Source organism: Streptomyces sp. BK022 (assembly GCF_004217355.1).
GTDB lineage: Bacteria > Actinomycetota > Actinomycetes > Streptomycetales > Streptomycetaceae > Streptomyces > Streptomyces griseoluteus.
The window spans coordinates 78,544-102,474 of sequence record NZ_SHKU01000007.1 but is presented as its reverse complement, the minus strand read 5'-3'; the positions used below and the strand labels follow the sequence as shown (position 1 = coordinate 102,474).

The 23,931-nt window shown below is 72.4% G+C and carries 21 protein-coding genes and 1 riboswitch; of the genes, 18 read left to right on the top strand and 3 right to left on the bottom strand.

The features are described from left to right. The first annotated feature begins 92 nt into the window (after positions 1–92). Positions 93–977: a hypothetical protein gene (locus EV284_RS27015; RefSeq protein ID WP_130338629.1), complete on the top strand. Its 885-nt coding sequence runs from the start codon at positions 93–95 to the stop codon at positions 975–977. A 196-nt stretch (positions 978–1,173) separates the two neighbouring features. Beyond that, positions 1,174–1,848 carry an HNH endonuclease family protein gene (locus EV284_RS27010; protein WP_130339308.1) on the top strand — a complete coding sequence of 225 codons (675 nt, stop codon included), beginning with the start codon at positions 1,174–1,176 and terminating at the stop codon, positions 1,846–1,848. Positions 1,849–1,956: 108 nt separating this feature from the next. Here EV284_RS27010 and EV284_RS27005 read toward each other — a convergent pair whose 3' ends face one another. Both EV284_RS27005 and EV284_RS27000 read right to left on the bottom strand, forming a co-directional pair. After that, the gene (locus EV284_RS27005) at positions 1,957–2,673 is read right to left on the bottom strand and encodes a hypothetical protein (protein WP_130338627.1); all 717 of its coding nucleotides are present in this window, start codon (positions 2,671–2,673) and stop codon (positions 1,957–1,959) included. Positions 2,674–2,835: 162 nt separating this feature from the next. Further along, positions 2,836–3,267 carry a hypothetical protein gene (locus EV284_RS27000; protein WP_130338625.1) on the bottom strand — a complete coding sequence of 144 codons (432 nt, stop codon included), beginning with the start codon at positions 3,265–3,267 and terminating at the stop codon, positions 2,836–2,838. Positions 3,268–3,462: 195 nt separating this feature from the next. Here EV284_RS27000 and EV284_RS26995 point away from each other — a divergent pair, with 195 nt between their 5' ends. From EV284_RS26995 to EV284_RS26985, 3 genes are all read left to right on the top strand, one after another. Continuing rightward, positions 3,463–5,610, top strand: coding sequence for an N-6 DNA methylase (locus EV284_RS26995; protein WP_130338622.1), 2,148 nt, complete (start codon positions 3,463–3,465; stop codon positions 5,608–5,610). A gap of 96 nt (positions 5,611–5,706) precedes the next feature. Next, positions 5,707–6,330: a hypothetical protein gene (locus EV284_RS26990; protein ID WP_130338620.1), complete on the top strand. Its 624-nt coding sequence runs from the start codon at positions 5,707–5,709 to the stop codon at positions 6,328–6,330. A gap of 38 nt (positions 6,331–6,368) precedes the next feature. Further along, positions 6,369–7,859, top strand: coding sequence for a serine/threonine-protein kinase (locus EV284_RS26985; RefSeq protein ID WP_278045871.1), 1,491 nt, complete (start codon positions 6,369–6,371; stop codon positions 7,857–7,859). A gap of 5 nt (positions 7,860–7,864) precedes the next feature. Here EV284_RS26985 and EV284_RS26980 read toward each other — a convergent pair whose 3' ends face one another. After that, positions 7,865–8,308: a hypothetical protein gene (locus EV284_RS26980; RefSeq protein WP_130338616.1), complete on the bottom strand. Its 444-nt coding sequence runs from the start codon at positions 8,306–8,308 to the stop codon at positions 7,865–7,867. Positions 8,309–8,441: 133 nt separating this feature from the next. Here EV284_RS26980 and EV284_RS26975 point away from each other — a divergent pair, with 133 nt between their 5' ends. The 13 genes from EV284_RS26975 (at position 8,442) to EV284_RS26915 (ending at position 23,925) form a co-directional block, all read left to right on the top strand. After that, on the top strand, positions 8,442–9,398 hold the full coding sequence (locus EV284_RS26975) for a hypothetical protein (RefSeq protein ID WP_130338614.1): 957 nt from the start codon (positions 8,442–8,444) through the stop codon (positions 9,396–9,398). A 25-nt stretch (positions 9,399–9,423) separates the two neighbouring features. After that, on the top strand, positions 9,424–11,154 hold the full coding sequence (locus EV284_RS26970) for an insulinase family protein (RefSeq protein WP_130338612.1): 1,731 nt from the start codon (positions 9,424–9,426) through the stop codon (positions 11,152–11,154). 143 nt (positions 11,155–11,297) lie between these two features. Next, the gene (locus EV284_RS26965; protein WP_165425660.1) at positions 11,298–11,936 is read left to right on the top strand and encodes a SurA N-terminal domain-containing protein; all 639 of its coding nucleotides are present in this window, start codon (positions 11,298–11,300) and stop codon (positions 11,934–11,936) included. A 138-nt stretch (positions 11,937–12,074) separates the two neighbouring features. After that, positions 12,075–13,070, top strand: coding sequence for a nucleoside triphosphate pyrophosphohydrolase (locus EV284_RS26960; RefSeq protein WP_130338608.1), 996 nt, complete (start codon positions 12,075–12,077; stop codon positions 13,068–13,070). A 118-nt stretch (positions 13,071–13,188) separates the two neighbouring features. Continuing rightward, complete coding sequence (locus EV284_RS26955; RefSeq protein ID WP_242625839.1) at positions 13,189–14,544, top strand: cytochrome P450; 1,356 nt, start codon at positions 13,189–13,191, stop codon at positions 14,542–14,544. A gap of 123 nt (positions 14,545–14,667) precedes the next feature. After that, positions 14,668–15,693 (top strand): transglycosylase family protein, encoded by a 1,026-nt coding sequence (locus EV284_RS26950; RefSeq protein ID WP_130338606.1) that lies wholly within the window; start codon positions 14,668–14,670, stop codon positions 15,691–15,693. Between the two features lie 194 nt (positions 15,694–15,887). After that, positions 15,888–16,066, top strand: a riboswitch (cyclic di-AMP (ydaO/yuaA leader). 4 nt (positions 16,067–16,070) lie between these two features. Continuing rightward, positions 16,071–16,781 carry a transglycosylase family protein gene (locus tag EV284_RS26945; protein WP_130338604.1) on the top strand — a complete coding sequence of 237 codons (711 nt, stop codon included), beginning with the start codon at positions 16,071–16,073 and terminating at the stop codon, positions 16,779–16,781. Between the two features lie 331 nt (positions 16,782–17,112). Further along, entirely contained in the window at positions 17,113–18,399 is a 1,287-nt protein-coding gene (eno, locus tag EV284_RS26940) for a phosphopyruvate hydratase (protein WP_130339306.1), read from the top strand. Between the two features lie 149 nt (positions 18,400–18,548). Beyond that, complete coding sequence (locus tag EV284_RS26935) at positions 18,549–19,025, top strand: septum formation initiator family protein (protein WP_130338602.1); 477 nt, start codon at positions 18,549–18,551, stop codon at positions 19,023–19,025. Positions 19,026–19,071: 46 nt separating this feature from the next. Then, positions 19,072–19,629 (top strand): DUF501 domain-containing protein, encoded by a 558-nt coding sequence (locus tag EV284_RS26930; protein ID WP_130338600.1) that lies wholly within the window; start codon positions 19,072–19,074, stop codon positions 19,627–19,629. Beyond that, the gene (locus EV284_RS26925) at positions 19,626–20,567 is read left to right on the top strand and encodes a Ppx/GppA phosphatase family protein (RefSeq protein WP_130338598.1); all 942 of its coding nucleotides are present in this window, start codon (positions 19,626–19,628) and stop codon (positions 20,565–20,567) included. Before EV284_RS26930 ends, EV284_RS26925 begins: the two co-directional genes overlap by 4 nt. A 475-nt stretch (positions 20,568–21,042) precedes the next feature. Continuing rightward, a complete protein-coding gene (locus tag EV284_RS26920; RefSeq protein WP_078858577.1) occupies positions 21,043–22,425 on the top strand; it encodes an NAD(P)/FAD-dependent oxidoreductase in 1,383 nt (460 codons plus the stop codon). Positions 22,426–22,629: 204 nt separating this feature from the next. Then, on the top strand, positions 22,630–23,925 hold the full coding sequence (locus EV284_RS26915) for a cyclopropane-fatty-acyl-phospholipid synthase family protein (protein WP_130338596.1): 1,296 nt from the start codon (positions 22,630–22,632) through the stop codon (positions 23,923–23,925). Positions 23,926–23,931 lie beyond the last annotated feature (6 nt).

Genomic DNA, 23,931 nt, shown 5'->3' with positions numbered 1-23,931 from the left:
AGTCATTGACAAGTTCCGTCGGCCCCGGCAATCTAGTCAGTGTCAAGTCGAAGGCGATCGGCCGACGGTCGCGTCCGGGGGAGGAGACCGGCATGTCCGAGAAGACACTGGAGGCGGTGGAGGCGGCCCGCGTACGCCAGCTCTGGCACCTGCTGGAGCCGTTCCACGCCCTGCTCTACTACGCACCCGAGGTGGAAGAGGAGATGGCCACCCTCGGGTACCGCACCGAGGACCGCTGGCCCACCTATTTCCCGCTGCGCGCCGCTCCGTTGGGAGAGGTCGGTGCCGAGCGCGTGACCTCCGCCTTCTACAGCTTCAGCCCGCGCATGACCGCCCGGCACATGGAGGGGGCGTGGGGTGTCGCCGGGCCCCGGGAAGTGCTGGCGGCCCGTCTGCGGGGCATCGACCGCGCCTACCGCGCCCTACTCGGAGACGCTGTCGAAGGGCCGGGTCTGGCCGAAGCCGCCACCCTGGCCCGCCGTGCGGCGGAGTCGGCCGGCACCGAGGGCCGCCCCCTGGCGGCGGCCAACGCCGAACTCCCCTGGCCGAAGGCCCCGCACCTCCAGCTGTGGCACGCCGCCACGATCCTGCGGGAACACCGGGGCGACGGCCATCTGTCCGCCCTGCTCGTCGCCGGACTCGATCCCGTGGAGTCCCTGGTGTCCTTCGCGGCGATAGGTGCCGCGTCCGTGGAGCGCTTCGAAAGCCGGGGCTGGAGCCGCGAGGAGTGGGTGTCCGCCCGTGAACGCCTGGCGACACGCGGCCTGTTGGAGCCGGACGGTACGGCCACGCAGGAGGGCCGTGCCTTGCGCCGCCGCGTCGAGGAGCACACCGACCGCCTGGCCGCCGCCCCGTGGCAGTCCCTCGGCCGGGTGGACGCCGACCGCCTGGGTGACCTCCTCGGCGACCACTGGGTCGCGGTCCTCTCCTCCGGCCTCCTGCCCTCGGAGTCGACCCTGGGGATAGGCAGGGTCTGAGCAAGGCGCGCGAACCGGCAGACGCTCCAGGCCCCGAATAACCCTGTACGCCCCTTCTGTTCCTCTCCAGCAAGCGCGGCGCGGCCGTTACGGTGGAGGGCGGATCTCTCCGCCCGCGTCCGCGGACGGACCAGGGCGAACGAGGGGGACGCACGTGAAGCGTCTGTGGGGCGGGGCTGTCACCGCCATGGCCGTGATGACCGCCGTGACGGGCTGCAAGGCCGAAGAGGTGAACGGCTCTTCCGGGGCCCAGCCGACGGGTGCCAAGGGTGCGGCCCTGAGCGCCGTCGACTCACTGGACGTCAAGGGCCGCGCGCCGAAGACCGGTTACTCCCGTGAGCGCTTCGGCAGCGCCTGGGCCGACACCGACTCCAACTCCTGCGACACCCGTGACGACATCCTCAAGCGCGATCTGAAGGAGGTGAAGTTCAGCGGAGGCAAGTGCAAGGTCACCTTCGGCGTACTGGAGCCCGACCCCTACTCCGGCAAGACGGTCACCTACCGGCGCGGTCGCAGCCTGGTCGACATCGACCACGTCGTCGCCCTCTCGGACGCCTGGCAGAAGGGCGCCAAGTACTGGGACGGCAGCAAGCGCATAGCCCTCGCCAACGACCCGCTGAACCTCATAGCGGTCGACGCGAGCACCAACCGCGGCAAGGGCGACGGCGACACCGCGAGCTGGGTCCCCCCGGAGAAGAAGTACCGCTGCACCTACGTCGCCGCCCAGGTCGCCGTGAAGAAGAAGTACGACCTCTGGGTCACCTCGGCCGAGAAGTCCGCGATGAAGAAGATCCTCGCCTCCTGCCCCGCCCAGAAACTCCCCACGGGCGGCAACCCCACCAACGCCCCGTCCCGCTTCCGGGCCCGCTGAGCCCGCCGCCCGCCGCCCGCCGCCCGCTGCCCGCTGCCGGCTGAGCCCGCTGCCCGGTACGGCCGCCGCCCGGCCGGGGTGGGGTACGGGCGGCCGGTCCTCCGCCGGTCAGCCCTTGGCGCCGGCGGCCTTCAGCGAGTCCACGAGGTGCCCCGCCAGCTTGGCCGCGTTGGCGGCGCCGTTGTCCTTGCCGGCCGTGGAGGTCACGGTGACCACGGCGTTGCCCACGCGGGCGGCCACCAGGGTCGTGCCGCTCTCCCAGTGACCGCTGGTCATCGTCATGGTGTAGGCGTCGTCACCGAGCCCGGAGGTGGCGCTGCCGGACAGCTTCACCTTCGAGTGGTCGTTGAGGTCCGTGAAGGTGGAGCAGGCCCCGGCAGCCGCACGTATCTCGCGCATCACCGTGTCGGCCGTCTTGCCCTGGAACACGTCGATCTCCTGGACCATCTCCTCGGTCTCGTCCTTGTTGGCGTACTCGCCCTGCGCGAACGACACGCCTCCCTTGAACCCGGAGACGTCCAGCCAGGTGGTGTTCTCGAACTTGGTGCAGTCCGGCTTGGCGGTGTCCCGGCTGGCAGGGGAGGCGAACTCGTCGCCGCTGTCCGAGAAGCCGTCGGAGACCGCACTCAGGTGGGAGGGGAAGGCCGACGCCGGCGCCAGCGCCTTCTTGAGCTGGGTGCCCGTCATCAGACCGGCGTTCAGGTTCTTCGCCTGCGGCTGCTTGGCCGACGCGGCGGAGTCGGACGAGCTGGGCGAGCAGGCGGCCAGGGCCAGCGGAAGCGCGGCGACGGCGAGGACCTGGATGAAGCGGGGCGGAATACGCATGAGAGTTCCTACTGAAGAGTCGTGAGGCGAGATACGAGAAACCGAGAGAAGTGAGGTGAGGCGCGCGGTCCGGGCGTGAGCGCGCCGGACGGCGAAGGAGTTCGGCGAGCGAGGGCTCCTGAAAGGGCAAAGCTCGTCAGGGCGGAGCGGGTGTCCGGCGGGTCAGCCGGTCCTCTTCCAGCCGCCACAGCCGGTCGACCTGAAGTGCGCGTCCGTGGGGCGGATGGTGACGACGGCGGTGCCCGCGGTGTGGCCGCCGGCGATCACCGAGCGCAGGCGGTGCCCGGCATCCCTGACGCGCTCCCAGCGGCAGGAGCTGTGGGGGTTGCCGGTGGACCGGTAGGTGCCCGGCGCGATGTCCGCGCCGACCCGGAAGTCACCGTCACCGGACAGCACGTCCCCGGACGCACCCGACCCGGCGCCCCCCGAGGCCCCGTTGCCGCCCGGCGCCCGGCCGGACCCGCTTCCGGCAGTGGTGGAAGCGGGTCCGGCCGCGTCCTCGGCGCCGGGGCCACCGCTGTGGCCGGCGTTCGCGGAGATGGCGCCGATCACGACGAGTCCGGTGGCTGCGTTGAGCGCGATCCTGCCCATCATCCCCACGGCGCGTCCCTCCCCTGTCTGCGGCCAACCCCCTCCGGCGGGCCGCTCGTTCGCTGGGTCAATAAGACCAGAGCTTGTGAACCGAGTCAACACGGTTCACAAGAAGTGGTGAGTGCACAGCTGTGAATCCAGAAGTCACGTAAGCATCGGTATGCTCGGTGCACACATGGGACGAGGGGAGCGGGACCGGTGCAGGACAACGCGACAGAGGTGACCGCCGCTGGGATCGCGCGGCTCGCCGGGGTGGGCCGCGCCGCCGTCAGCAACTGGCGCCGCCGGCACCCGGACTTCCCCAAGCCGGTGGGCGGTACCGAGACCAGCCCCTCCTTCGCGCTCGCCGAGGTCGAGGCGTGGCTGCGTGAACAAGGGAAACTCGCCGAGGTGCCGTTGCGGGAGCGGGTCTGGCAGCAGCTCACCGGCCACCCCGAGGGGCCTGCCGTGGCTCTCGTGCACGTGGGCTGTGTCCTGCTGCTCGTCCAGGAGCGGCCCACCGTGTGGCTCGACATCGACGCCGGTTCCGACGAGCGGCTCGCCGCGAAACTGCCCGGTGTGCTGGATGAGGTGCTGGCGGCACGGTTCGGCCGTGAGCCTGTGAACGCTTCGGACACCGTGGACGCATCAGGACGTGTGAACGCCTCAGGACGTGTGAACGCGTCAGGATCTGTGAACACCGCTGTGCCAGTTCACACGCCCTCCGGTCCGCAGCTCCTTCCCTCCGCCCCCCTCCTGCGCGGCGCCGCCGAGCTCGCCGGGAAGCTGGGAGCGCGGCAGACTTTCGAGTTCCTGCTGGGCCGGTACCTGGACGCCCACTCGCGCCAGTACACGCCCACCCCCGTCGAGCTGGCCGGGCTCATGGCGGAGCTGGCCGGTCCCGCGCTCACCGTTCTCGATCCGGCCTGTGGCACCGGCGCCCTGCTCCGGGCCGTCGAAGCACGTCCCCATCAGACGCTGTACGCCCAGGACAGCGCCCCCGACCTCGTCGCGCTCACCGCGCTGCGACTCGCGCTGCACACCCGCGCCGCCGTGCGCGGTGCCGCGGGGGACACCCTGCGCGAAGAGGCGTACCCGGAGCTGCGGGCCGCCGCCGTGCTGTGCCACCCGCCGTTCAACGAGCGCAACTGGGGGCACGACGAGCTGGCCTACGACGCCCGCTGGGAGTACGGCTTCCCGGCGCGCAACGAGTCCGAGCTGGCCTGGGTGCAGCACGCGCTGGCCCGGCTGGCCGACGGCGGCACCGCGGTGCTGCTCATGCCGCCGGCCGCGGCCTCGCGGCGTTCCGGGCGCCGTATCCGCGCCGACCTGCTGCGCCGGGGGGCGCTCAGGGCCGTGCTCGCGTTGCCGGTCGGGGCGGCGCCGCCGTACAACCTGCCGCTCCACCTGTGGGTGCTGCGCCGTCCCGACCGGACGCCGGTGGCGCCGGAGGTGCTGCTCGTGGACACCGGGGCGTTCGCCGGGGAGGCGCGCGGCGGACCGGACTGGCAGGCGGTGCGGGACGCGGCGCTCGACACCTGGCGCGCCTTCACGCGCGACGGCCAGCTCGCTGAACGGCCCGGTCTCGCGCGTTCCGTGCCGGTCATCGAACTCCTCGACGACGACGTGGACCTCGCCCCCGCCCGCCACCTCCCGCCGCCCGCCGCGGCCGACGGTGTGGAGCAGCTCGCCGCCGTCCGGGACGACCTGGCGGCCACCCTCCGCCTCACCGCCGGCCTCACCCCGCCCCCCGCGACTCCGGCCCCGCCGGCCCGCTGGCCGCTCACCACCATCGGCGAACTCGCCCGAGGCGGCGCCCTGCTGCTGCGTACCGGCGCCATGCCAGGCGCTCCGACCGTCACCGCCGGCACCGCCGGCACCGCCCACGCGCGCGTGCCCGTCCTCACCGACCACGACGTACTCGCCGGATCACCCCCCTCAGGCACGCTCCCGGAGAGCGACGAGGAGGCGGTGCTGACCGAGGCCGGCGACATCGTCGTACCGGTGCTCGGCGGCGGTTCGGTGGCCCGTGTGGTGGACGCGGCCACGGCGGGCGCCGCGCTCGGCCGCAACCTCGTCCTGCTGCGCCCGGACGCCACCGCGCTCGACGCGTGGTTCCTCGCCGGGTTCCTGCGCGGCACCGCCAACAACCGCCAGGCCAGCAGCTACGCCTCCACCGCCACCCGTCTCGACGTCCGCCGGCTGCAACTGCCCCGCCTCCCGCTGGACGAACAGCGCCGCTACGGCGCCCGGTTCCGGGCCCTGGACGAGTTCGAGCAGGCGCTGCGCCAAGCGGGCAGGCTGGGCGAGCAGTTGCTGCGCGGCATGTACGACGGGCTCACGGACGGCACGGTCGAGCCGCACTGAGCGGAACCCCGTACAACGGTTACGCACAACCCGTGACGCCCTGTCGGTGTCGGCCTATACGCTCGGACCCTGATACCGAACCGTCCAGGAGCAGTCATGCACGGCCAAGGCGCGCAGCCGCCCGCCCGCAGCGCGGGTACGGGCGTCCTTCTCCGTGTGCTGCTGACCGCGTGCGCGCTGCTGTCCTGCGGGCTGTTCGCCTGCGTGCCGCTGTTCCGGGTGGCCTACCTGCGCGGGCGCGGCTCCGACTGGCTGCTGGCCTGGGCGGGCCTGGCGCTGGGCGTCGGCGGCTTCGCCGTGGTCGGCTCCCTGCCGGAGAAGGACCCGGTGAGCGATGTCGCGCTCGCCCTGATCCTGATGCTGGCCATCGGGGCGGCCGTCCACTTCCTGATCGTGGACATGCGGCTCGAGAACCAGCAGGGGGCCATGCCCGCGGGCTACGCGCCGCCCTCCGCCCAGACGGTTCCCTCGGCCTACGGCTATCCCCAGCCCGCCCCGCCGCACCCGGCGGGGCAGACCCCGGCGCCGCCGACGTACATACCGGCCCCGCAGCCGCCGCACGCCCCCGCGCCGCACGCCCCGACGCCCCGGACCCTCCCGCCCCAGCCGCCCACTCCGCCCCGCCCCGCCCCCGCCCGCATCGACCAGGTGCGCGCCGAGCTGGACGAGCTGAGCGACTACCTGCGCCGGCAGGACGGCCCGCCCGAGGGCGGACGGTGAGCGTGACGCAGGGACGCGTCGTCGCCGAGCGGTACGAGCTGTCCACGCTGATCGGACAGGGCGGCATGGGCCAGGTCTGGACGGCGTACGACCGCCGGCTCGACCGGCGGGTCGCGGTGAAGCTGCTCCGCCCGGACAAGGTGGCCGGCCTGGAGGCGGACGAGCTGCGCCGCAGGTTCCTGCGCGAGTGCCGGGTCACCGCGCAGGTGGACCACCCCGGCCTGGTCACGGTGCACGACGCGGGCAGTGAGGGCGAGGAGCTGTTCCTCGTCATGCAGTACGTGGACGGCGCCGACCTCTCGGACCATCTCGCGGAGCACGAGCCGTACCCGTGGCAGTGGACGGTCGCGGTGGCCGCGCAGTTGTGCGCGGTGCTGAGCGCGGTGCACGCGGTGCCGATCGTGCACCGGGACCTCAAGCCACGCAATGTGATGGTGAAACAGGACGGCACCGTCACCGTGCTCGACCTGGGCGTGGCATCCGTCATGGACACCGACACCACCCGCCTCACGCACACCGGTTCACCGATCGGCTCGCCCGCCTACATGGCGCCGGAGCAGGCGATGGGCGGCGCGGTCGGCCCGTACACCGACCTGTACGCGCTGGGCGTGCTGATGCACGAACTGCTCAGCGGAGACGTGCCGTTCACCGGCTCCACCGCGCTCGGCGTGCTGCACCGGCACCTGTACGAGCCCCCGCTCCCGGTGGGCCGGCTGCGCCCCGAGGTGCCGCCCGCGCTGGAGGCGCTGGTGCTGCGGCTGCTCGCCAAGGACCCGCAGGCCCGCCCGGCCTCGGCGCAGGAGGTGTACGAGCAGCTCGCGCCGCTGCTGCCGGCGCGCGGCACGCCCACCGGCGCGCCGCTCGACCCCACGCGTCCCTTCCTGCGCCCGCACGCCCCCTGGCCGGACCGCGCCCGCACCCCCGCGCCGCAGCCCGCCCCCCTCGCCCCGGCGCCCCCGGTGGACGAGAAGCCCGATGTCGCGGCGGCCGTGGACGAGGTCAAGCGGCTGCTGGGGGAGGGGCGCATCACCCAGGCCGTGGACATCCTCGGCGCGATCCTGCCCACCGCGGCCGAACAGCACGGCGAGCGCTCACCGGTCGTCCGCACCCTGCGCAAGCAGTACGCGGCCACGCTGCTCGACGACGGCCAGTACCGGCGCGCCCTGCCCGAGCTGCGCCGCCTCGCCGACGAACGCGCCGCCGAGGCGGGCCAGGCCGACCAGCAGTCCCTGCGCTTCCGCTACGAGGCCGCGCAGTGCCTGGAGCAACTCGGCGAACCGGCCGCCGCGCTGGCGGAGTACCGGGCGCTGCTCCCCTACTACGAGAACCGCTACGCCTTCGACGACCCCGCCCTCGCCCACGACGTCCGCCGTCGCGTCGGCCACCTGCTGCTCGCCCTCGGCGACCGCCCGGCCGCGCACGACACGCTGGCCCGGCTGCTGATGGACGTGGAGCGGCTGCACGGTCCCGGACACCCGATGGCCATGGAGATCCGGCGCACCCTGCAATGGCTGGGCCAGGTGCGCTGAAAGGCTCAGCGCGTCACGGGCAGCGCCGAGACGAAGCGCGGCCCGTCCGACTTGTGCTGGACCGGGAACGTCACCTTCAGCCCCTGCTCCTCGCCGGCCAGCGAGAGGACGGTGGCGAACTGCAGGCCCAGGAACACCTTCCTGGAGTTGCCCGCGGAGAGGTAGCGGCGAGGCAGGTTCAGCACCAGCCTGCCCGGCTTGCGGCCCTGGTTGCCGTCGAAGAAGAGCAGGCGCTGGTCGGTGAGCGCCAGGTAGAGCGGGCGGGGGGTGATCGCGGCCATCACCGTGCCGGCGCTCAGCACACCGACCACCGCCGCGGTGAGCGCCTGCCTGCGCACCGACACCGAGCCGACCGCGGCCAGCGAGGTGAACTCCACCCGCTCACCCTCGAGGAGCAAGGGGGCGGTGGCTTCGAGCAGTTGCCGGTTGCGGCGGGCGTTGAGGGACATCTCGGACTCCGGGGAAGCGCTGCTGGGGAAACGGGCTCCAAGGAGACCCGCGCCGGGCGCCGATGGTTGTACGGAAGTTCCGGAAGGCGCCCCGTGGGCGGGGTTGTCACTGGTCTCACCTAGTATCCGCCGCATGTCGTTCGCTTCCGGATCTGCCCTGCCGCCCCCCGACTTCGAGGTCGCGTCCGCCTTCCCCGAGGTCGCCCGGCTCCGGCAGGCCGCCGCCGCGGGCGACCTGGAAGCGCTGTGGCGGTACTTCCACGGGCTGCCGCACGGCACCGACCGGGCGTTCCCCGTCCGGATCGTCAGCGAGGTGGACGGTGTCGAACACGCCCTGCGCGCGCGGGTCGAGTCGGTCCCGGACGACGTACTGGGCCTGACGCTGCTCGGTGCCCGGGAGATCGAGATCGGTTGGGCGGTACGCACCGCGGCCCGCGCCGAGCACGTCAGCCGGAAGCAGTTCGCCGCCTTCCACGCGCATCTGCGGACCGCCGAGCAGTACCTCATACGCGCCACCGCCCTCGACCCGTCCGACGACGCGGCCTGGGCCGCGCGGCTCGACACCGCGCGGGGGCTGCAACTCGGCCAGAACGAGGCGCGGCGCCGCTACCAGCAGTTGGCCAAGCACCATCCGAACCACTTCACCGGCCAGGCCCGGCTGCTCCAGCAGTTGTGCCCCAAGTGGAGCGGCACCTGGGAGGACGCGCACGGCTTCGCCCGCGAGTGCATGCTCGCCGCCCCCGAAGGCGCCCTGAACGCGGGCCTGGTGGCCGAGGTCCACCTCGAGCACTGGCTGGAGCTCGACGCCGGCCGGGAGCGCACCGCGTACCTGCGCCAGCCCCACGTCCACGCCGAACTGGTCGAGAGCGCCGGGCGTTCGGTGGCCCACCCCGGCTTCGCGCGCGGTCACGGCTGGGTCGGTGTGGAGGGCACGTACGCCGCCCTGTTCTCCCTGATGGGGGACACCGCCCGGGCCGCCCACCACTTCCGCGCTCTCGGCAACCTGGCGTCCGAATTCCCCTGGAGCTACCTCGGGAAGCCCGCCGAGGCGTACGTCAAGCACCGCGACGCGGCGCTCGCCCGAGGATGACCACCATGCCGAACAGAGGCCGAGGATGAACCCGCACGCAGCCGTCCACCACACCCGGGTCGACGGCATACCCACGCTCTTCGTCCAGGCGGCCGGCCCGATGCGCGCCGGGCTCGTCTTCCGGGTCGGCATCGCCGACGAGACCCTCGGCCGGGCGGGGCTCACCCACCTCGTCGAGCACCTCGCGCTGTACCGCCAGGGCGTCGCGGACTACCACTACAACGGCGCGACGAAGGCCGCGTTCACCCACTTCCACGCGGAGGGCGCCGAGCACGAGATCGCCGCCTACCTCACCGGTGTCTGCGCCTCCCTGACCGACCTGCCCATGGACCGGCTGGAGACGGAGAAGGAGATCCTGCGCACCGAGGAGTCCCGCCGCGACCCGGGCCTGCTCCCGCTGTGGCGGTACGGAGCCCAGGGATACGGGCTGGTCAGCTACCCCGAGTGGGGGGTGCGCAACGCGAACGCGCAGGACGTGTGGCAGTGGGCGCAGAGCTGGTTCACGACCGACAACGCGGTGCTCTGGATCGCCGGTGAGCACATCCCGGCCGGCCTCTCCCTCAAGCTCCCCGCGGGCGACCGGCGTGCGATGCCCTCGGTCACCTCGGCCCTCCCCGTCACCCCCGCGTACTTCTCGGACGGCACGGGCGGAGTGCTGCTGGACGCCGTGGTCGCCGACACCGCCGCCGCCTGGCTGTACTCGGCTGTGCTGGAGCGCGAACTGACCCGCGCCCTGCGGCAGGAGGGCGGCTACTCGTACACGGCCGCGAGCGACTTCACCTCGCGCCGGGACGGCTACGCCCTCGTCACCGCGTTCGCGGACAGCCTGCCCGCCAAGCAGGACGCGGTGCTCGGCGGCTTCGTCGACGTGCTCGCCGGATTCCAGGCGGGCCGGATCGCCCAGGCCGACCTCGACGCGGTGCGCGGCCGCGTCGACGGTGCCCTGGCCGCCCCCGACACGGCGGCCCGCAGGCTGCCCGGCCTGGCGGAGGACCTGCTCGCCGGGCGCCAGCTGCGCACGGCCGGGGAACTGCGCGCCGAACTGAGCGCGGTCACCCCCGCCGATCTGCACCGGGTGGCCGTGGAAGCGGCGGGCACCGCCCTGCTCCAGGTGCCCGGCGGCCACCGCGCCGACTGGGCCGGGTACACCCCCGCGCCCGTCGACTCCCCGTACGCGGTCACCGGACGGCGCTTCGCCGCCCGCGACGGGAGCGACACGGTGCTGGTCGTGGGCGCCGACGGCGTGAGCCTGACCGGGCGGTCGACGGACGCCTCCGAGCGGGCCGTCACCGTCCACTACCGCGCCTGCGCCGCCGTGCTGAGCTGGCCCGACGGCGGCAGGCGGCTGGTCGGCACGGACGGTCTGACCGTCGAGGTGGAGCCGGGCCTGTACGGCGTCGACGCCCACACGATGGCCGCCCTGGACGCCGCCCTGCCGCCGCAGGCGGTCGTGCACCTGCCGCCCCGCCCGCAACCGGCGGCGCCGCGCCCTCGGACGGCGGCCGCGGCGAGCGGGCCCGCGCCCGCGGCGAGCGCGCCCGCCCGGCGCACCTGGGGGCAGCGGATCGGCGTCTTCCTGCTGCTGTCGCTCGCCGCGCTGCTCGCCTTCGTGGCGCTGGCCTGGACAGTCGGGGGAGCGGGCGATCCGGAGACCGGCGCGGGCGAGTACGCGGTCCTCACGTGTGTCCTGTGGGCCGCGGTGGCGGGCGTGGGCTGGCCGGCCGTGGGCATGCTGCGGCGGCCGCGCAAGGGGTGAGCGTCCCCGGCAGAGTGACGCGTCGGTGCCCGAACTCGTGGTGAATCGTTGGTCCAATGGGTTGGCCGGAGCAGTACGGCTGCCTAACATCGATCACCGCAAGACTTTGTGCACCGTCGCACAATCTCCTCAGGAGGTTCCCCTTGCTCCGCCGCCGTCGCACCACGCTGGTCCTCACCGCCGCGATCGCCGCCGCGGCCCCGCTCCTGACCGCCTGCGGTAGCGACGCGCATCCGGGCGCCGCGGCCGTCGTCGGCGGGCAGCGGATCACCGTGGCGCAGTTGGAGGGCCGGGTGAACGAGGTACGTGCGGCGCAGCGGGCCGAGGTGACCGACCAGGCCCAGTACCAGCAGGTCCTCGCCTCCACCGGCAGCCTCACCCGCGACACCCTGCACAACATGGTGCTCGACCGGGTACTGCACCGGGCCGCGCGCGACCAGGGCGTCACGGTCACCCGCAAGGAGATCCAGCGGATGCACGCCGACCTGCAGAAGCAGGCGGGCGGGGCCGAGCAGCTCCAGTCGGCCTGGCTCCAGAAGTACGGCATCGCCCCGGAGCGGCTCGACGCCAACCTCGGTCTCCAGATCGAGGCGCAGAAGCTCGCCGCCAAGCTCGGCACCGACACCAGCCAGCCCCCGTTCTGGAACGCCCTTGCCAAGGCGTCCAAGGAACTCCACATCGATGTGAACCCCCGCTACGGCGCCTGGGACGTGGCCAAGAGCAGCCGGGTCGACGCCCGCACGCCCTGGCTGCGGGACGCCTCGGCGGCCCAGAGCGCCTGAGCGCGGTACCTCCGGTGCGGGGCTGGTGACCTGCTGGTTCCCGGCCTCGCGCGGCGCGTCGGTCATACGATCACAGGACTCCTCCACCCCTGTGGACAACCCGGCCCGCCCTTCCTCGTCCTGGGTTACGTTCGGATCGTGAACGCAAACAGCTCCGCATCCGCCCCTGGCCGCATCGTCCTGCTCACCACCAGCCACCGTGTCGCCCCCGGCCTGCTGTCCTGGCCCGCCTGGCAGGCGCTGCGCTCCGCCGACGCCGTGCTCTGCGCGGACGGCGCGCACCCGCAGGTGCCGTATCTGCGCGAGGCCGGGATAGCGGTGGCGGAGGCGTCGCCCACCGCCGAGGAACTGGTCGACGCCTGCGCGGGCGACCGCACGGTGGTGGTCGTCGCCACCGGTGAGGGAGAGCCCGCCCTCACCGACGGCCTCGCCCGGCTCGCCGGGTCCGGCCGGGTCCGGATGCCCGAACTGGAGCTGCTCCCCGCCTCCTACGACCTGCCCGGCGCCCGCCTCCTCGACCTCGTCCAGGTCATGGACCGCATCCGTGCCGAATGCCCCTGGTCCTCCCGGCAGACCCACGAGGGCCTGGCCAAGTACGGCATCGAGGAGGCGTACGAACTGGTCGAGGCCATCGAGGCGGGCGACCGCGAGGAGCTGCGCGAGGAACTGGGCGATGTGCTGCTCCAGGTCGTCTTCCACTCCCGCATCGCCGAGGAGGACCCGAACGCCCCCTTCTCCGTCGACGACGTCGCCGGGGGCATCGTCGCCAAGCTGATCCACCGTCACCCGCATGTCTTCGGGGAGGAGGAGGCGGAGACTCCCGAGGACGTCAAGGCGCACTGGCTGCGCACGAAGGCCGAGGAGAAGCAGCGCAGCTCCGTCACCGAGGGCGTCCCCCTCGGACAGCCCGGCCTCGCCCTCGCCGCCAAGCTGGCCTCCCGCGTCCGCACCGCCGGCCTGGACGTCCCGCTGCCCCAGGGCGACGGCATCGGATACGAGCTGCTGGAGCTCGCCGCCCGCGCCGAGCAGGCGGGCGTCGACCCGGAAGCGGCCCTGAGAGCGGCCGCCCGCGCCTACCGGGACGCGATACGCACCGCCGAGGGCGTGACCACCCCGGACCACGGCACCGCCTAGCCCGGCGGGCGGCCCCGTACCGGCGCGGGTCCCCCACCAGCACGGCGCCGGCCCCCGGCGGACCCGGGCGAAAGGAGCCGACCCGCCCCCACCCCCGCCCGCCGGATACCGTCGGGGAGTGACCCAGCCGCACCAGCCCACCCCCGACGACCCCACCTCCGGAGCCCCCGCCAAGGCCCCGGCCGGGGCTCCCGCCCCGGACCTCTTCACCTGGGAGTTCGCCGCCGACCCCTATCCCGCCTACGCCTGGCTCAGGGAGCACGCTCCCGTGCGCTGGACCAAGCTGCCCAGCGGGGTGGACGCGTGGCTGGTCACCCGGTACGCCGACGCCAAGCAGGCCCTGGCCGACCAGCGGCTCAGCAAGAACCCGGCGCACCACGCCGAGACCGCCGAGGCCAAGGGGAAGACCGGTATCCCCGGTGAGCGCAAGGCCGACCTGATGACCCACCTGCTGAACATCGACCCGCCGGATCACACCCGGCTGCGCCGGCTGGTCAGCAAGGCGTTCACCCCGCGCCGGGTCGCCGAGTTCGCGGGCCGGGTGCAGGAGCTGACGGACGACCTCATCGACCGGTTCGCCGAGAAGGGCTCGGCCGACCTCATCCACGAGTTCGCCTTCCCGCTCCCCATCTACGCCATCTGCGACCTGCTCGGCGTCCCGCGCGAGGACCAGGACGACTTCCGGGACTGGGCGGGGATGATGATCCGGCACGGCTGCGGACCGAGGGGCGGGGTGGCGCGTTCGGTCAAGAAGATGCGGGCCTACCTCGCGGAGCTCATCCACCGCAAGCGCCAGGCGCTCCCCGCCGAGCCCGCCCCCGGCGAGGACCTCATCTCGGCGCTCATCCGGGCCTCCGACCACGGCGAGCACCTCACCGAGAACGAGGCCGCCGCCATGGCCTTCATCCTGCTCTTCGCGGGCTTCGAGACCACCGTCAACCTCATCGGCAACGGCACCTACGCGCTGCTCACCCACCCGGGGGAGCGCCGCAGGCTCGAACTCTCGCTGGCGGCGGGGGAGACCGGCCTGCTCCAGACCGGGGTCGAGGAACTGCTGCGCTACGACGGGCCGGTGGAGCTGGCGACCTGGCGTTACGCCACCGAGCCGCTCACCATCGGCGGCCAGGACATCGCCGCCGGGGACCCGGTGCTGGTGGTCCTCGCGGCGGCGGACCGCGACCCGGAGCGGTTCGCCGATCCGGACCTGCTCGATCTCGGCCGCCGCGACAACCAGCACCTGGGATACGGACACGGCATCCACTACTGCGTGGGCGCGCCGCTCGCCCGGCTGGAGGGGCAGACCGCGCTGGCCACCCTGCTCACCCGGCTGCCGGACCTCGCCCTGGCGGCCGATCCGGCCGAACTCCGCTGGCGCGGCGGGCTGATCATGCGGGGACTGCGCACACTGCCGGTGAAGTTCACACCGGTCGGTCCCAGTCGTGAAAGCACATATGACGGACGTTCAACTATGTGATCTTCACGTGATCTCTGCGGCATGAACTTGTGACAAGTGTTCGTCTGACGCTACGTTCACCCATCAGTGTGGCGCCGAGCACCACTCGCCACGCCGTACTGCTGTCGCACGAAAGGCAACCGCATGCTCTCCGGGAACGGTAGGCACCGTCGCCCCCGCCAGGCTCCGGCGCTCCTCGTCGCGGCCGGCGTGACCACGTCCGCCATCGCCATCCCGCTCCTCGGGGCGGCGAGCGCCAACGCGGCCGACGGCACCACCTGGGACAGGGTCGCCGAGTGCGAGAGCGGTGGCTCCTGGAGCGCCGACACCGGCAACGGCTATTACGGCGGCCTCCAGATATCCCAGGACGACTGGGACAAGTACGGCGGCACGCAGTACGCGGCCAGCGCCGACCAGGCCAGCCGCTCGCAGCAGATCTCGGTGGCCGAGAAGATCCTGGCCGACCAGGGCACCACCCACTGGGCCACCTGCGCCCTGGTCTCCGGGCTGACCTCCAACTCCGGCTCGGTGGACGTCGACACGGGTGTGAGCGAGACCCCGTCCGCCGGTCAGGGCGCCCCGGGCAAGGACGCCGGCAAGTCGAGCGAGACCCCGGAGGCGGACGCTTCGTCCGATGCTTCCGACTCGCCCGGACTGGGTGATTCCTCCCCGTCGTCCGGCTCGTCCGACTCCTCCGCCAAGGAGACCGGCAAGCCGTCCTCGGGCGCCGGCGAGAAGGACACCGCCGGCGACGCCGGGAAGGACACCGGAGCCGCCCGCTCCGACGCGTCCACGCCCCCGGCCGCCGGTCACGGGTACAAGGACGGCGGTTCGGCCTCCGGCGCCCCCGCGGCGGAGGACGACGAGTCGTGGGAGGACGGCGGCTCCTGGAGCCTCGTCGACACCGGCGACCTCGGCGGCGGCCGTCACCGCGGCGGCAGCGCCGACGAGAACGTGACGGAAGGTCAGCACACAGCCGGCACGGGCCGCCACGCCACCGCCTCTGCGGGCACCTACACCGTCCGCGACGGGGACACCCTCGGCTCCATCGCCGACTCCCTTGGTGTGGACGGCGGCTGGGAGGCCCTCTACGCCGCGAACAAGCAGGCCATCGGCGCCGACCCGAACCATGTCGACCCGGGCCGGACCCTGCGGGTGCCGGGCGAATAGGACTCCGAATAGCGGCATTTGACGCCCCGCTATCTTCTTATATGTCCTATTTGGCGAAAGTGTGGGATGACTCTCAGAAGACCTGATCGTCTTTGAATTTCGCCGCGCGGCATGTCTACGGTCGGGACCGCTCGTCACCACGAGCCCCCGTGGCCGCAACGCCGAATCCTGCCAGCGGCCGTCGGGGACAACCGTCGCGTAAAGCGCCGTAGGCAGGAGCGGGGGACCCAAGGTAGGTGCCCGAACCGGTGTCCGACACCGGGACGGGCTTGGGGTGGAGCCACGCCTTCCAGAAGTACCGGGGAGGGGTGGCCGGGCAACTCAACCGGCCCGAACCCGACAGCTCACCTCGCAGGCGTCGGTGAGGGGATCGATCCATGCTGCTTTCCAGCAAGGGCAAGCGCCGTCGCCCGTCCAAGACCGTCCGTGTCCTCGCGCTCGCCGGTGTCGCCGGCGCGGCCGTCGCGGGCCCGGTGATGGCGTCGGGCAGCGCCTCCGCCGCCACCGGTTCCGAGTGGGACGCCGTCGCCCAGTGCGAGTCGGGCGGCAACTGGTCCATCAACACCGGCAACGGTTACTACGGCGGGCTCCAGTTCTCCGCCTCCACCTGGGCCGCGTACGGCGGCACGCAGTACGCCGCCACCGCCGACAAGGCGAGCAAGGAACAGCAGATCACCGTCGCCGAGAAGGTGCTCTCCGCCCAGGGCAAGGGCGCCTGGCCGGTCTGCGGCACGGGTCTGTCCAGCACGCCGTACAGCGGTTCCGCCGCCCCGGCGAGCCCGGCTCCGTCCACGGACACCAAGACGGAGGACAAGGCCGCGGCCGACACCTCCGGCCGCGCCGCCGACGACCAGGCCGCCTCCCGCTCCACCGAGCGTCCGGACGCGAGCAAGACCGTCACCACGCCGACCGGTGGCAAGGTCAAGAAGGGCGACGGCGAGTACAAGGTGGTCAAGGGCGACACGCTCAGCTCCATCGCCGCCAAGCACAAGGTCGAGGGCGGCTGGAAGAAGCTGTTCGACCTGAACAAGGACATCGTCGAGAAGGCCGACTTCATCTTCCCCGGCCAGATGCTCCACCTGAAGTAACCGCGACCCGCTCGGCGGCCCGGCCCCCGAACCGTCCGGCCCCCGAGCTTCCGGTCCCCTGATGGACCCCCCGCCCCGGTGCGCGTTCCCCCCGCGCGCCGGGGCGGTGCGCGTGGTGCGGCCGGCCCGCCCGGCGCACCGGCCCGCGCGTCCGGAAGCTTTGCCCAGAACCCTTTGTTCCGGACGGGAACAATGGGTACCGTCTCCCTGTCCCACCCCGTCCACGAGGCGGTCGGTCGACGGCCGACGGCCCCAGGACGGTTAGGCTCTAGAGGCAAGGCATGCCATCCGGCGCACGCCCCGCACTCATCGCGTCACATCCATGAAGGAGATGCTCGTGCCGTCCATCGACGTCGTCGTAGCCCGGGAAATCCTGGACTCCCGAGGCAACCCCACGGTCGAGGTCGAGGTCGGCCTCGACGACGGCAGCACGGGTCGTGCCGCCGTCCCGTCCGGCGCCTCCACCGGTGCCTTCGAGGCCATCGAGCTGCGCGACGGTGACCCGAACCGCTACCAGGGCAAGGGTGTCGAGAAGGCCGTCCTCGCCGTCATCGAGCAGATCGGCCCGGAGCTGGTCGGCTACGACGCCACCGAGCAGCGCCTGATCGACCAGGCCATGTTCGACCTGGACGCCACCGACAACAAGGGCTCGCTCGGCGCCAACGCCATCCTCGGCGTCTCCCTCGCCGTGGCGCACGCCGCCTCCGAGGCCAGCGACCTGCCGCTCTTCCGCTACCTGGGCGGCCCCAACGCGCACCTGCTCCCGGTGCCGATGATGAACATCCTGAACGGCGGCTCGCACGCCGACTCCAACGTGGACATCCAGGAGTTCATGATCGCCCCGATCGGCGCGGAGTCCTTCTCCGAGGCCCTGCGCTGGGGCACCGAGGTCTACCACACCCTCAAGAAGGTCCTGAAGAGCAAGGGCCTCGCCACCGGTCTCGGCGACGAGGGCGGCTTCGCGCCGAACCTCGGCTCCAACCGTGAGGCCCTCGACCTCATCCTCGAGGCCATCAAGGAGGCCGGCTACGCCCCCGGCGAGCAGATCGCCCTCGCCCTCGACGTCGCCGCGTCCGAGTTCTACAAGGACGGCAAGTACCTCTTCGAGGGCAAGGAGCGCTCCGCCGCCGAGATGACGGAGTACTACGAGGAGCTCGTCGCGGCCTACCCGCTCGTCTCCATCGAGGACCCGCTGTTCGAGGACGACTGGGCGGGCTGGAAGGTCCTCACCGACCGCATCGGCGACAAGGTGCAGATCGTCGGCGACGACCTGTTCGTCACCAACCCCGAGCGCCTCGCCCGCGGCATCGAGGAGGGCGTCGCCAACGCCCTGCTGGTCAAGGTCAACCAGATCGGCTCGCTGACCGAGACCCTGGACGCCGTCGAGATGGCCCAGCGCAACGGCTACAAGTGCATGATGTCCCACCGCTCCGGCGAGACCGAGGACGTCACCATCGCCGACCTGGCCGTCGCCACCAACTGCGGCCAGATCAAGACCGGTGCCCCGGCCCGCTCCGAGCGCGTCGCCAAGTACAACCAGCTCCTGCGCATCGAGGAGATCCTCGACGACGCCGCGGTCTACGCCGGCCGCAGCGCCTTCCCGCGCTTCAAGGGCTGACCCCGGCGGGTCGGCGCGAGCCGGCTCCGCCCGTCGTACGTACGTCCCCGGACCCGGTCCCGTACCGTGTCCGGGGACGTACGCGCGTATGAGCACCGCGCGCGGCGCAGAGCCGAAGGCGCACAGGCACAGTGGAGGCGGAGAGCCAGATGGCCGCGAGGGACCGGGACCGTTTCTCCACCACGACCAGGCTGCGGCTGCTCGGTGAGCAGACGGCGGCCCGCGTCTACCGCTCCCAGACCAAACGGCAGGCCCGCCGCTCCCGCCTCACCGGCCGCGCCGCCCTGCTGGCCCTGGTGCTGTGCTCGATGATCGTGGCGCTCGCCTACCCGATGCGGCAGTACGTCTCCCAGCGCGCCGAGATCGCGGACCTGAAGCACCGCCAGGAACAGGCCCGCGCCCGGGTCGAGCAGCTCAGGGACGTCAAGGCCCGCTGGCAGGACGACGCCTACGCCGAACAGCAGATCCGGCGCAGGCTGCACTATGTGATGCCCGGCGAGACCGGGTACGTCGTGATCGACCCGGGCGCCGCCCAGCAGTCCCGCACCGACCGCGGTGCCGCTCACCGCCCCTGGTACGCCAACGTCTGGGACGGCGTCGACAAGTCCGACGCCTCCGACCAGTGACCGGCACCCGCCGGTGACCGAAGACAAGCCACTTACGGAAGCAGTCATGGAAACGCCCCCGCCCCACACCCCGCGCACCGAGCCCACCGAGGCGGACATCGCCGCCTTCGAGCTCCAGCTCGGCCGCCCGCCGCGCGGCCTGCGGGCCATCGCCCACCGCTGCCCCTGCGGCCAGCCGGACGTCGTGGAGACGGCGCCCCGGCTGCCCGACGGCACGCCCTTCCCGACGACGTACTACCTGACGTGCCCCCGCGCCGCCTCGGCCATCGGCACGCTGGAGGCGAACGGCGTGATGAAGGAGATGACCGAGCGGCTGCAGACCGATCCGGAGCTGGCCGCGGCCTACCGGGCGGCGCACGAGGACTACATCCGGCGCCGGGACGAGATCGAGGTGCTGGCGGGCTTCCCCAGCGCGGGCGGCATGCCCGACCGGGTGAAGTGCCTGCACGTCCTGGTGGCCCACTCGCTGGCCGCCGGACCGGGCGTGAACCCGCTGGGCGACGAGGCCATCGCCATGCTGCCCGAGTGGTGGGCGAAGGGCCCCTGCGTGGTGCCCGGCGCCTGCGTGGCGGAGGCCGGATCCGGTGCGGAGGAGCAGCGATGACCCGTGTGGCCGCCGTGGACTGCGGTACCAACTCCATCCGCCTGCTGGTCGCCGACGTCTCTCCCGAGACGGGTGAACTGACCGACCTGGACCGCCGGATGACGATCGTCCGGCTCGGCCAGGGCGTCGACCGCACCGGCCGTCTCGCCCCCGAGGCGCTGGAGCGCACCTTCGCCGCCTGCCGGGAGTACGCCGAGGTCATCCGCGAACTCGGCGCGACGAGGGTGCGGTTCGTCGCCACCTCCGCCTCGCGCGACGCGGAGAACCGGGACGAGTTCACCCGCGGGGTCATGGACATCCTGGGTGTGGAGCCGGAGGTCATCACCGGTGACCAGGAGGCCGAGTTCTCCTTCACCGGGGCGACCAGGGAGCTGTCCGGCAGCGACCACCTGGAGAAGCCGTACCTGGTGGTGGACATCGGCGGCGGCTCCACCGAGTTCGTCGTCGGCGACGACCACGTGGCCGCCGCGCGGTCGGTGGACATCGGCTGCGTGCGGCTGACCGAGCGGCACCTGGTGCACGACGGCAAGGTCACCGACCCGCCGGCGCACGAGCAGGTCGCGGCCATGAGGACCGACATCGCGGCCGCGCTGGACCTGGCCGCCGAGACCGTGCCGCTGGACGAGGCGCGCACCCTGGTCGGGCTCGCGGGCTCGGTCACCACGGTGGCCGCCATCGCGCTGGAGCTGCCGGAGTACGACTCCGCGCGCATCCACCACTCCCGGATCTCGCGGGCCCGTGTCCGCCAGATCACCGAGTGGCTGCTCAGTTCCTCGCACGCCGAGCGCGCGGAGATCCCCTGCATGCACCCCGGCCGGGTGGACGTGATCGGGGCGGGGGCCCTCGTGCTGCTCTCGATCATGGAGCGCACCGGTGCCGAGGAGGTCGTCGTCAGCGAGCACGACATCCTCGACGGCATCGCGTGGTCCATCGCCTGATCCGCGCGACCCCTGCCGACGCCCGTACCGGGACGGCTTGTTACCGTCCAGTAGCGTGCGGCTGAGCAGCCGGGACGACGTATGAGCGCCTCCGCGGGGCGGCTGACACGCCGCTTCGCGGGGTGCTCGCCACAACCTTCGTGAAGTTCTTCACAAGGAAATCGGCCCTCGTGGGGGACGCAGGGGTCCGCATTGGCCCGTTCGGGGTCCGGACGGCCCCTGGAGCATGATCACGACCGTATTGCGGCACGGTTTCGCGGGGGTGTCCGGGGTGCCTGCGCGGGGTGTCCGGGGAGGGGTCGAAGAGGCCGGAAAGCCAGCTCAAGCGGCATTGACAACGGGTCGGGATCACGTGGGGTTCCCCCTTGTGAACATGACCTGCGTCACGCGAGCGGCGGAGGATAACATATCCCCTCTGCAAGCTTGTGAAGGGGCGCACGAGCTACCCCCCTGGGCCGGGTGGATACTCGATGGCATGAGCACCACGGAGCGTCCCAGGATCCTCGTAGTAGGCGGTGGGTACGTAGGCCTGTACGCAGCTCGGCGCATCCTCAAGAAGATGCGCTTCGGAGAGGCGACCGTCACGGTCGTCGACCCCCGGTCGTACATGACCTACCAGCCCTTCCTCCCCGAAACCGCCGCCGGCAACATCTCCCCTCGCCACGTCGTCGTACCGCTGCGACGCGTGCTGCCGAAGGCGGAGGTCCTCACCGGCCGGGTCACCACCATCGACCAGGACCGCAAGGTCGCCACGATCGCCCCCCTCGTGGGCGAGGCGTACGAGCTGCCGTTCGACTACCTGGTCATCGCCATGGGCGCGGTCTCGCGCACCTTCCCGATTCCCGGCCTCGCCGAGCAGGGCATCGGCATGAAGGGCATCGAGGAGGCCATCGGCCTGCGCAACCACGTCCTGGAGCAGCTCGACAAGGCCGACTCCACGACCGACGAGGAGATCCGCCGCAAGGCGCTCACCTTCGTCTTCATCGGCGGTGGCTTCGCGGGCGCGGAGACCATCGGCGAGGTCGAGGACATGGCCCGCGACGCCGCCAAGTACTACAAGAACGTGTCCCGCGAGGACATGCGCTTCGTCCTGGTCGACGCCGCCGACAAGATCCTCCCCGAGGTCGGCCCCAAGCTCGGCCAGTACGGCAAGGAGCACCTGGAGAGCCGCGGTGTGGAGATCTACCTCTCCACCTCGATGGACTCCTGCGTCGACGGCCACGTCGTGCTGAAGAACGGCCTCGAGGTCGACTCCGACACGATCGTCTGGACCGCGGGCGTCAAGCCCAACCCGGCCCTCACCCGCTTCGGCCTGCCCCTCGGCCCGCGCGGCCACGTCGACTGCCAGCCGACCCTCCAGGTCACCGGCACCGACTACATCTGGGCCGCGGGCGACAACGCCCAGGTGCCCGACCTCGTCGGCCGCAAGGCGGGCAACGAGAACGCGTGGTGCCCGCCGAACGCCCAGCACGCGCTGCGCCAGGCCAAGGTGCTCGGCGACAACGTGGTCTCCGGCATGCGGGGCTTCCCGCAGAAGGACTACGAGCACGCCAACAAGGGCGCCGTCGCGGGTCTCGGCCTGCACAAGGGCGTGGCGATGATCGTCATGGGCAAGATGAAGATCAAGCTCAAGGGCCGTCTCGCCTGGTACATGCACCGCGGTTACCACGGTCTGGCCATGCCGACCTTCAACCGCAAGATCCGCGTCTTCGCGGACTGGACCCTCGGCATGTTCCTCAAGCGCGAGGTCGTCGCCCTCGGCGCCATGGAGCACCCGCGCGAGGAGTTCTACGAGGCCGCCAAGCCCGCCCCGGTCGCCGCCGCGCCGAAGACCGAGGAGAAGGCCAAGGCGAGCTGACCTCCGGTCAGTTCCCCCGGCTCCACCCGCACACAGCTCGACCCGAAGGACCTTCCGCCATCCGTGGTGCGGGAGGTCCTTCGGCGTTCCCGGCCGCGCCCCCTGTTTTGCCCTGTCGTAACCCCAATGCGGGACTGCGCCGGGTAGGGCGCGGCGTTTACGTGGTAACGGACATCCGGGATCGTCGTCTTGGAGGTGTGCGTCATGGCCGACGCCGCGTCGCGCTTGGTGAGTGTCGCCGAACAACTGCTGGGAGCTCCCCTCCCGGTGCGGGTACGCGCCTGGGACGGCTCCCAGGCCGGTCCGCCGGGGGCTCCCGTGATCGTCGTACGCAACCGGCGCGCCCTGCGCCGCATGCTGTTCAAGCCGGGCGAACTGGGCATGGCCCGCGCCTGGGTGGCCGGAGACCTGGACATCGAGGGCGATCTGTACACCGCTCTCGGCGCCATGGCCGGCCTGCTCTGGGAGCACGACGACGAGGGCGGCGGCCGCTCCCTCGCCGACACGGTGCGCGACCCCGCCGCGCGGGCCGCCGTCCGCGACCTGATCCGGCTGGTCGGGCCGCCGCTGCCGCCCGCCCCGCCGCGCGAGGAGGTCCGCCGGCGGCGCCACCTGCACACCCGCCGCACCGACAAGCGGGCCATCAGCCACCACTACGACGTGGGCAACGACTTCTACTCCCTCGTCCTCGGCCCGTCCATGGTGTACTCCTGCGCCTACTGGGAGGACGACGGCTCTCTGGAGACCGCCCAGCGGGACAAGCTCGAACTGGTCTGCCGCAAACTCGGCCTGAAGCCCGGTCAGCGGCTGCTGGACGTCGGCTGCGGCTGGGGCTCGATGGCCGTGCACGCCGCCCGCGAGCACGGGGTGAGCGTCGTCGGCGTCACCCTCTCCCAGGAACAGGCCGCCTTCGCCCGCAAGCGCGTCGCCGACGAGGGCCTCACCGACCGCGTCGAGATCCGCGTCCAGGACTACCGCGACGTCCGCGACGGCCCCTACGACGCGATCTCCTCCATCGGCATGGCCGAGCACGTCGGCGCCGAACGCTACCTGGAGTACGCCCGCGACCTCCACGGCCTGCTCAGGCCCGGCGGACGCCTCCTCAACCACCAGATCGCCCGCCGCCCCCAGCAGGACGAGACCGCCTACGAGGTGGACGCCTTCATCGACTCCTACGTCTTCCCCGACGGCGAACTCGCGCCGCTGGGCACCACCGTCACCCTGCTGGAGCGCGCCGGGTTCGAGGTGCGGGACGTGGAGTCGCTGCGCGAGCACTACGCCCGCACCCTGCGCGCCTGGGTGACCAACCTGGAGGGCGACTGGGCCCGCGCCACCCGGCTCGCCGGGTTCGGCCGCGCCCGCGTGTGGCGGCTCTACATGGCCGCCTCCGCGCTGGCCTTCGAGCGCAACCAGATCGGTGTCAACCAGGTCCTCGCCGTCCGCACCCCGGAGACCGGCACCTCGGGCCTCCCGGCGCGCACCCGCACCTGGAACGCCTGACGAACG